Below are 8,411 nucleotides of genomic sequence, written 5' to 3'. Positions count from 1 at the left end.
GGCAGTTAAAGAAATTAACTGCCATAATGCCATCCCTGAGTTCTTACTCATTAATTAAAAATCGCCGTGACGGTACCATTTCCCAATATTACGGTTGAACATCCGTTGGCACCTTCTGTACAAGTCGGATCTGCAGTAACTGCAGCGATTCCATTTCCAACTAAAATTTCATCTCCAGAAGGTATGTTAGTAACTTGAACCTGCCAACGGCCTGGATTTCCTGCAACAGGGTCAATAACATAGTTACCGCCATATGTGTTTGTTTGTAAGCCGTTATTACCAGGACCGCACACCTGTCTCGGGATCGTTGTTTCTGCACAAAAATTGGCCATACTTGCAGTGACATAACTACTCTTATTTGCCCTGTACTGCATACCGACTGCTTTTAAGCCTTTTAGAATATCAACTTGTTGTGTAGCCCTCGCTGAAGTCTCAGCAGGATTTTGGCTTTGGTTAAAATACAAGGTTAAAATGCCAATAACAGCAACTACAACCATGAGCTCTATGAGAGTAAATCCCCCCTGTTTATTTCTCCTTGGAGTTTTATTAATCTTACCATTTCTCATCTTAAACACCTTTTCCATAGAATATCATTATGCATTAATATTTATACATGAGAGATGCGTAGAACTGGGTATAAAAATTCTCCTTTTTAGGCGGCGTTTTCAGCAAAATCGAATCAGGGCTAAAATTGTGAGGCCGCGAGAGAAAACTGTGCAAACCTTTCACCGATAAAAGGAATAACAAAGATCACACCAGTCATGACCCAACATACTGTTGAATAAATTCTAGAAGTTTTTTGAATAGCCGTATCATACTTATACTCATATGTACTAATGAGTGCGTTCAAACAAAGGTGCTCCTTATCATTACTGTTTGACAGGGTGTCTCTTATAAGTTTAGTTTCTTCAGCATCAAATAAGCTCACTTGGCATAATGCTTCGTAAGGTGTGATGCCTTTCTTACTCAATTTTGATGCTTTAGATAAAAGACTGGATGTATAGTTACACGAAGTTGTTGTCAGCTTTGGTAAAATATCATGCAAGACTACACCTGTTTTTCTGTATAGTGATATTTGATTAACTATAAAACCAATCGACTTATATCTATAAATTTTATAGAGGTAATTAGAATGAGAAAGCATTGTTCTTTCTTCACTGACCCATAACTTAAAGGAAATCTCAATAACGGCAATAAATGCTATGTAAACTCCTACAAAATACAGGCCATACTGAACGACAAATCTTGAAATGTAATACCCCATCTGTGAAGCTGCTTGAAGTTCATATATCTCTAAAGTTTCAAGTACATTTTCAAAACTTGAAAGATGAACTATACAAACGGATCCAGCAAACAATAAATAAATGACAACCTTTATCATTCTCATGTGGATATCACGGGTTACATTGCCACTAGACTTGTCAAAAGATTCAATACAAATATCCAATGCATCTGTAATCGCACTTTTGCCTATTGCACTAATTAATATATCTGCAATACGCTCATCAAAATATTTACTCAGGACCTTAAAATCTTCCACCCTTCTTACTTGTGATTCAAACTCAATCCAAAATGATTCTATATTAGGGTCAGTTTGACCTTCTTTCTTTGTACGGCATATATCAGGTAAGGTTTGAATATCAGCTAATAATCTCCACTCTTTTAAAATAGCAAGTTGCTGTTTCCTTTTCAGGCGTGAAGAGTTTCTAAAATCATTAATGAAATTAAATAGTGAATGACTTATTTTTTTCATTCCAATCATCTTTTTCTCAACCTAATTCTTTTGAGGTAAATATTTTTGGTCAAAAGTACCATTCAAAGATTCCTCTTCATGGCTAAAATACTTGACAGTGAATTCACCACTAGTACTACCAATTGCACCAACTTCTTGAGTTGCGATTTCTGGATCTAGCAACCCCTGCTTGATAAGATGCGCAGCGTGGTTAGCCATAGGTTGCCAGTTATTATTTAGCAAGTATTTTCTTAAGCCTTGAATATCCTCATCTTGAATAAATTTCCTACATCCAGAATCTATCTCTATATATTCAATTACTGGTAACCTACTACTTAGACCTAATGCACCTTTTGTACTGCAATGTTCACAACCTAGTTCGTTACGAAATCTCACTAATTCCGGTTGAAAGTTATGAGTTGTTGCAACATCTTTTGCAATTGATTTTCTCATTGAATCAGGTTCGTCTGAATACTGTATAGAGCAATGACTGCAAGTTGTGCTGGCTAGCCGTTGACACATCCATAATGTACTAAATGAAGGATTTGATACTTGTATCGGCTTTAGGTTCAAGAATCTTGTTAAGTAAGAATATATCTCTTCTACTGCTGAAACGTGCAAAGTTGAGATTAACAAATGTCCATTAAGTGCAACTTGCGCTGCCGTAGTAGCTGTAATCTCGTCCCGAATTTCACCGACAAGAACTACATCACCATCCTGCCTAAGCATGTTCTTAAGATTTTTAACCATGTTCGCATCTGGATTATCTGGGTATACTTCAGAATGACGATATCGAGGATTAATAATTTCGACCGGATCTTCAAGGGTATTAATTTTTCGGCCTTCTTTTACAAGATTCAGTATGGCATGCGCTAAAGCAGTCTTGCCTGAACCCGTAGGGCCACCAATAAGAATTGCTCCATTCTTCAACAGTATCGATCGCTCTAATGCTCTTATAAGATGAGAAGGAATATTTAGGTCTTCTAACGTTTCGACTTGTTCGCTTACAGGTCTCAATAATCTAATTGTTGCTTCAGTTGAATTGAAATCCGTTTTAAAACCTTCATACAAGGGCTGGAAACTTACTCGAAGTCTAAATTTCTCATCTTCAATCGTATTCTCAAATGCCCCATTAAGTATTTTACTTAAGTCATTCTGTCCATTTAAACTATCTTTAGCCTTATAACAAACATAAATAAGTGCTTGACGTCCCCTAGAATATGATTCATTTCTTTCAGTGTGTGATATTAAGTGACCATTCTCCCGTAATTGATACTGAAGACCATCTTTACCGAGACGGATATGTATATCTGAAGCACCTTTAGCATTTGCATAAGTAAGCATATCCGTGAGAATTTCCGCTGCGAGATTTTCTTCATTTTCAGTAAGTTCTGTCGATTCAATATGGCCTTCAAGTTTTATGTTCCTGAAAGACTCGATTTCAGCAGGTGAGGTAACTTTTAGCACAGGAACATTCTTGAATACTTCCTTACATATTCCCAAGTATTCCGAAATTCGATGATTCTCTAAGTCACAAGTAAAAATAGTTCCTGCTTCATTGATAACGATGGTTTCATCATCAGTCATTACAGACACTAAAGTACTATTATTAGTTAAATCTGCCGTACCAATACTGTCGACAAACTCTAGTTCAAGATAAGAACTCAACTCTTTTAATGAGTTGACCTTTTGAATGTCTGATTCTAAAGTTTTGCTATCATTATTTTTTAACATATTGTGCACCCAATTATGTAAGAGGAATGCATCGAGAAGCATTAGACTCAGATATACATATCTCTTTCGGACCAATACTACGGACCTTCATATTTCTAAAACTAAGGTTTTCACCAGGGTTCCACAGTTCACCATCATCAGATTGAAGAATCACAGTTCGCATATTTTCTTTTTTATAAGTCATATACAATTTCAAATTTTCAAGCTGTGTAGGAATAGTTTCAGGTAGGTGAATCTCAATACCTTGGTCTACGTCAATTGCGTCAGTGTCGGCCTTATAACCAAAATCATGTTTAGGTAAATGATCCACTTGAACTACAGCTTGAGCACCTACTTGCTGACCTGATTGTTGGTGATATTCATTATCAAACTCAACAAGTATGCCATGCTGATTAGCGTCATTAAGTATGTCAGCTTTGATTGAAATTTCTTTCCTTAAACTTTGTAGTTTACCAAGTTTAGGATCGGCATTAACGATTTCATTGGCAGCTTCTTGCATAAGTTTAGGAACTGGCATTTCCTTAGGCGGTGCCTGTATAAAAACGGTCTCTTCTTTAATGATGTTTGGCATAAAAATTGATGACATATCTGGCAAGTATGACTTTCCAAAATAAAAGCATAGGCCTACAATCAAGCATGAGTAAACAAAAATTCTTGTCTTATTTGCTGCGATGTTCATGGTTATCTCCCACTATTTTAAGTTTCATACTTACTTTTGTAGATTCATTTTCATTTAAAAGCGTAATTGTCCCAGCATATATTGGAGCCAGTGCCGTAATTCCTCTTAAAAATGAAAAGTCGCTGTCCACCCAAGAACTTCCGGTCAACTGAGCATTAATTACTGTATGCCCTTTTACATCACGGATACTTGTAATGGATAGTTCTGTAGACGGTATTGAAGTCAATGCAGTTTCTAAGTCTACGTATACATTGATAGCATTCGAAGTATGTTGCTTATGCCAAGCAATCACATCGTGATAGGGTGTCATTTCGTTAAGTGTAAAATATGGCTTGTTTGATAGGTGCCAGTCTATGGTTGAAACCCTACTACCAATATTTTGGGCTGTTTTTGTAGATATGAACTCTGAATCAATGTAATAAGTCTTCAATTCATTCTTTTCAAATACGGTTCGATCTATTTGGATACCGTTTATTTGGTCTAACGTACTTCTTAACTCTAAGGCATCTTTCAATACTGCAACGAGCGGTGTTCCTATATGAAGAGTTTCATAATCAAGATTGTCAGCTCTGATAGTTTCAGTTTTTTCAATCACTGTTGGTCTAATAAAATTAAAAGTAAAAAGAACGAGTACGAATACACTTAGTAATGAAAGACCTAATGTCCCAATTTTTTTTGCATCAGAGTGACTGATCGAATTTTTCACCTGACTTAGAGATAATAATTGATGAGTATCTTTAATCGAAGCTTCTATATCGCTTACTGAACCAATCAACTTTAAAACATCAATCCTATTTTCAACACTATTATTACCAATAATAAAAGTGGATATGTCGTTTTCAGGCAAAACTAAATTGGGAGCTCGTTTCATATTAGAAACAATCATGAGATTTATTTCTTGAGCAGACTCTACTTTACGGCATGATTCAATAATGCCGTCACAACATACAATGAACCAATGCTTCTTTTCATTTGGTGATTTCTCACTAATGAACATAAAGGAATCAATATCATGCTGTTGGCGGATTATCTCAACATAACCTTCACCATAAGCAATTGTGTCTCCAGGATCTTTTGAATAACATAGAACCAATTTTTTTGATGCTTCAAAAAACCTTACGTGATCAACATCTGATGGTAACAGCTTCAGCATTGCCTTCTTGGTGCGATTAAGACTTCCTGACTGAATATTTGAATTTATTCTTTCCATAGCTAAACCTAAATCTTTGCAGGAGTAATCAGTACGATTGTTTGATTAGTAGTAGTTTCACCACTGTTACCGCCCAACCATGGTACTTTAAACATTGAAGTTTCAGATTCATTAGAATGAGATTGAATAAATGCATTCGCGATTAGTGTTTCGCCAAACTTTATTGAATTAGTTTGCGCAAATAGTGACTGTGTATACTGAGGTGACTTAATAGTAATACCATCAACTTGTGTTTCATCGAAATCCTTTAGGGCCGACAATTCAGATGACAATTGTAAAAGAATATTATCATCCAAAATTTTACCAAGTGCATACATTGTATATCCATCTTCTGCAATATCCTTCTCTAACTCAGTTCTCAATTGACCAGTTTCGTTGGATTCAGTATTACTTATATTTGATACAAATGAGGTACTGTCATTATATTTAAACCTTGAAGGTCGGTAGTTTAATAACGCAATTGGTAATTCATTTGATACAGAGACCTTACCCTGCTGTTGAAGAGCAGAGACTAAAATTTCACTTCCGTCCAATCCGCCAAAAGTAGGCGCAAATTTAAGAAATGAGCCGGTTTCAATTGAATTGACGAAAGAGTTTCCTAATGACGCCGTCCCATTTGTCGCTGTTTTCACTAGGTTCCAATCAACACCTGATGAATTTGAATTCTTAGATTGAAAATTAAGAATCTTCACCATTAGAATAGCTTGCTTATTTAAATCATCATTTTCTTGGTTTACATATTTCTCAACCAATCGAACTTTTGAAGGAGGAGCAATGACAGTCAAGCTGGTTGAATGTTTGTTAGTTAGAACACTGAATTCTTCTCCTATTATTTCCTGAACACCTTTAGAGATCGAAGTAATGAACTCCATACCTTCATTTGATAACTGAGCATAATCTTCAATTCCAGATTTAATTTTACCGCTCGTTGAATCTTCAGACGTTCCGTCACTTCCTGACGATGCCTCCCCAGTACCCATTCCAAACTTTCGTGTCCCTGGTAAACTTTGTAAGTGGAATGTCTTACTTTGATTTTTAGACCACACGATGTTTCTATCATGAATCTCGTAATGTAAATCTGTTTGAGCACTTATAGATTCAAGAATGTAATGCAAGGACGCATTCTCTACACTTAATGATACTTGCGTTGTTGAGGTCCCATCTTGATAAAGAGGATAAATATCAATTGATTCACGGATACGAGCCATCAATATTGATAGTTCCGCCTTTTTAGGAATATTTAAATCTACATCTTTCTTGGTTAACCAATACGGTCTATTTTCAATATGTTTAGGTCTGAGAAATGATGGAGGCTCATCAATATATTCTGCTGCATTAGTTGAATATAAAAACTGCATTACATCATCAATATCTTCTTTTGTTTGCTTTGCCTTTTCACCATGAGCTTTATACGCATTAAAGCCGCAAGCTTGAAGAAGAATACACATCAAAATAATTGCAAATTTTGTAATATTATTTTGCATTTGTATTTACCTTATATTGTGAACGAGGAACGAAGAAAGCAGTATTTGATGAGTCAAGTAGCAGTGCCTTAGCGTTGTATTTGTTAAATAATACACCGTAAGCTAGACGGACATTATCTGGCACAACAGTTAATGTTGAAGATTGCACTTGAGGGTCATTATCAATATTCCAAGAACGAAACTCTGAATCGTCGTCTAAAATTTCATAATCGAATTTTTTTGCCATTCTAAAAGCATTAGATTTTAATGAGCCTTGCTCTAATTCAAAAATACTAACATTCGCTGACGAAAACTGATGTACAATAGCGATCTTTGAATCCTTATATTCAGAAATTCGCACCTTAAAGGAGAACGATGGGTCTTCCTTAGTTAGCTGCTGGTTCAATAAGTTAAAGATATCGGTTTCATTAGATGCCTTATATTGCAAGTTCTGCATTTCCGGTCGCTTCAGTCTGTCCCCAAGAAGAGGTCCAGTGGCAAAGAGTACATTATCTATTTCATACTCCTTTAACCAATTTGCCAAAGTATCTCGGTAACTTTGTCCTGAATAGACTGTATAAACTTTCATTGGTGGTTTTGATGAAGATACTTTTTCTGATTCAGAATAAGGTGCTTCATCTTGAGCTTTTCCCTTTTTAGCTATTTTAGTATCGGCTTTATATTCTATTTTTGAATTGGAAACATCATGCTGTGAAACTTCCGCATTAGATTTTTCAAAATCCGTTGGTTTTTGGTTTCCAACCTTTGTGTTTCTAGCCGATCTACTTAGTTCAGTACCCTCCAAGTTACTTGATTTAACTGGTGCAGCATCTACCTTTCTTGTCTTGGATGTATTAACAGTTAACTGAGTATTGTGGTTTCCAGCCAAGGGAGTGTGTTTTGTAGTCATTGGATACACTCTCAGTACATTATTATCAAGTACTGGTATGTAAGGACTTCCGTCATACATTTGTTGTAATGCGAGCTGCAGATCGAACTCAGGTGATACAATGTCTTTGGGATAAATTATCGTGTAGTCATCTCCAGGGCTTATTGCTCTGTGATACGCAATAGTGTCAATCCCATATTTTTCACTAAATAATTTGGTTTGTAGTTTCAATGATCCACGTTCTACTTGGTATGTGTCAATTTGTTCTTCAGTAGTTACACAACCAGTCAGGCCTATCAATGCACCAATTACCAACAAACAGTTAAGTCTATTCATCATCATTTGTAACTCAATCCTTTGGCTTAGATAATTACTATTAGATCATTTGTTTCAAAAGATTTGAATTATTTGTAGGTTAAATTGGGCGGCGTTCAACTTGAACCTGATTTGCTAAAAGGCAAATCAGAATTTGAAACTTTGGTTTCTTTTTTTTTAATTCCAAACGATCTTCATATAGAAGAATTACCCAACTTAAAAAGTATTGTCTTGCGAGGGGGGATGCTAAATTTTGTTATCACTACCTATTCAAGTTTACTCGGAATATCAGACTTCAAAATGCATAAAAATTTCAGGACTATGCTTGGCTTAATATCATCCATCGGGTAAATGAGATAGTCCGATTTGATTTTTACCCATCGGGTAAA

The 8,411-nt window shown here is 35.7% G+C and carries 7 protein-coding genes; all 7 read right to left on the bottom strand.

Annotation, left to right across the window (positions count from 1 at the left end; genetic code table 11):
- Positions 1 to 50: 50 nt before the first annotated feature.
- On the bottom strand, positions 51 to 584 hold the full coding sequence (locus tag A1QO_RS07175; RefSeq protein WP_017040957.1) for a prepilin-type N-terminal cleavage/methylation domain-containing protein: 534 nt from the start codon (positions 582 to 584) through the stop codon (positions 51 to 53).
- A 101-nt stretch (positions 585 to 685) separates the two neighbouring features.
- Positions 686 to 1,753: a hypothetical protein gene (locus A1QO_RS07170; protein ID WP_017040956.1), complete on the bottom strand. Its 1,068-nt coding sequence runs from the start codon at positions 1,751 to 1,753 to the stop codon at positions 686 to 688.
- Between the two features lie 21 nt (positions 1,754 to 1,774).
- Entirely contained in the window at positions 1,775 to 3,466 is a 1,692-nt protein-coding gene (locus tag A1QO_RS07165; RefSeq protein WP_158006773.1) for a GspE/PulE family protein, read from the bottom strand.
- Between the two features lie 13 nt (positions 3,467 to 3,479).
- Positions 3,480 to 4,145, bottom strand: coding sequence for a hypothetical protein (locus tag A1QO_RS07160; protein ID WP_017040954.1), 666 nt, complete (start codon positions 4,143 to 4,145; stop codon positions 3,480 to 3,482).
- Positions 4,126 to 5,355 (bottom strand): hypothetical protein, encoded by a 1,230-nt coding sequence (locus tag A1QO_RS07155; RefSeq protein WP_141707120.1) that lies wholly within the window; start codon positions 5,353 to 5,355, stop codon positions 4,126 to 4,128. Before A1QO_RS07155 ends, A1QO_RS07160 begins: the two co-directional genes overlap by 20 nt.
- 8 nt (positions 5,356 to 5,363) lie before the next feature.
- Positions 5,364 to 6,839, bottom strand: coding sequence for a hypothetical protein (locus A1QO_RS07150; RefSeq protein WP_017040952.1), 1,476 nt, complete (start codon positions 6,837 to 6,839; stop codon positions 5,364 to 5,366).
- Positions 6,829 to 8,049 (bottom strand): hypothetical protein, encoded by a 1,221-nt coding sequence (locus tag A1QO_RS07145; protein WP_017040951.1) that lies wholly within the window; start codon positions 8,047 to 8,049, stop codon positions 6,829 to 6,831. The genes A1QO_RS07150 and A1QO_RS07145 overlap by 11 nt, the downstream gene beginning before the upstream one ends.
- Positions 8,050 to 8,411 lie beyond the last annotated feature (362 nt).

The organism is Vibrio genomosp. F10 str. ZF-129, from assembly GCF_000287055.2.
Taxonomy (GTDB): domain Bacteria; phylum Pseudomonadota; class Gammaproteobacteria; order Enterobacterales; family Vibrionaceae; genus Vibrio.
This window is presented reverse-complemented; position numbering and strand designations above follow the sequence as displayed.

What these genes read in the sequence shown, in the direction of transcription:
- A1QO_RS07145 (WP_017040951.1), bottom strand. Translation starts at nt 8,049, where the DNA reads ATGATGATGAATAGACTTAACTGTTTGTTGGTAATTGGTGCATTGATA.
- A1QO_RS07160 (WP_017040954.1), bottom strand. Translation starts at nt 4,145, where the DNA reads ATGAACATCGCAGCAAATAAGACAAGAATTTTTGTTTACTCATGCTTG.
- A1QO_RS07170 (WP_017040956.1), bottom strand. Translation starts at nt 1,753, where the DNA reads ATGAAAAAAATAAGTCATTCACTATTTAATTTCATTAATGATTTTAGA.
- A1QO_RS07165 (WP_158006773.1), bottom strand. Translation starts at nt 3,466, where the DNA reads ATGTTAAAAAATAATGATAGCAAAACTTTAGAATCAGACATTCAAAAG.
- A1QO_RS07175 (WP_017040957.1), bottom strand. Translation starts at nt 584, where the DNA reads ATGGAAAAGGTGTTTAAGATGAGAAATGGTAAGATTAATAAAACTCCA.
- A1QO_RS07155 (WP_141707120.1), bottom strand. Translation starts at nt 5,355, where the DNA reads ATGGAAAGAATAAATTCAAATATTCAGTCAGGAAGTCTTAATCGCACC.
- A1QO_RS07150 (WP_017040952.1), bottom strand. Translation starts at nt 6,839, where the DNA reads ATGCAAAATAATATTACAAAATTTGCAATTATTTTGATGTGTATTCTT.